Origin of the sequence: Paraprevotella clara YIT 11840 (genome assembly GCF_000233955.1) — a bacterium.
GTDB classification, from domain to species: Bacteria; Bacteroidota; Bacteroidia; order Bacteroidales; family Bacteroidaceae; genus Paraprevotella; species Paraprevotella clara.
Genome location: NZ_JH376648.1, coordinates 1 through 729 on the forward strand (window position 1 = coordinate 1; position 729 = coordinate 729).

The 729-nt window shown below is 40.3% G+C and carries 1 protein-coding gene; it reads right to left on the bottom strand.

The window, feature by feature from the left end:
• The coding region (locus HMPREF9441_RS16135) for a contractile injection system protein, VgrG/Pvc8 family (RefSeq protein ID WP_008622970.1) at positions 1-729 on the bottom strand (729 nt) is incomplete at both ends.

The following is a 729-nucleotide window of genomic DNA, read 5'->3' on the forward strand; positions in this document are numbered from 1 at the left end:
TAAGTCTCCATAGGCTTATCGTTAATATCTCTCAGCTTTACAAAGCCTCCTATACGCAAATGTGGGTTTCTGCTTCTGCCTCGCACCTGCATCAGCTGCTCTCGACTTTCCTTTTCACGGCGAACAGCATCTTTGAGGTAATCGCCTCTAAAATCTTCAGGTATGGCGTTATAAGGCACGGTAGGTTTCTTGGTAAATACTTTTTCTGAGGCTTTAATAGCGGCAAACTGAAAAGGATTTACTTTGTTCTGCAAACGTACCTCTTCTGTCGCTTTTTGTTCCATATTACCTGTTGCTACATCGTAAGAGAGATAACTAAAATGTTGAGGTTTGAGCATTAGTTCAAACTCTACATCTATCAGGTCACCACCTTCTAAAAGGGTTACTGTTTTTTGGGTTTCGTTATTGAATTGTAGTTGCGTGCCGTTGTAATAGAAGAACTCACCATAACGCCGCGCAAGGCGTTGTATAAATTGATAATCGGATTCTTTGTACTGTACTACATAAGGAATTTGGTACTTGGTATTGACCATTCCTTCAGTGTTAATGGTAATATTGCTATACTCTTTAGTAGCTTCGACTACTATTTCTTTGAGGGTTTTATTTTCGTACGACTGGCATTCTTTACCACTGTCTAACAAGATACTGGGGGCAAAGCCCGATATATGGAGACTGCCATAGCCTCCTCCCTCGTTTTTCTTGTTACAGATATTCGCTATAATTCCTTTG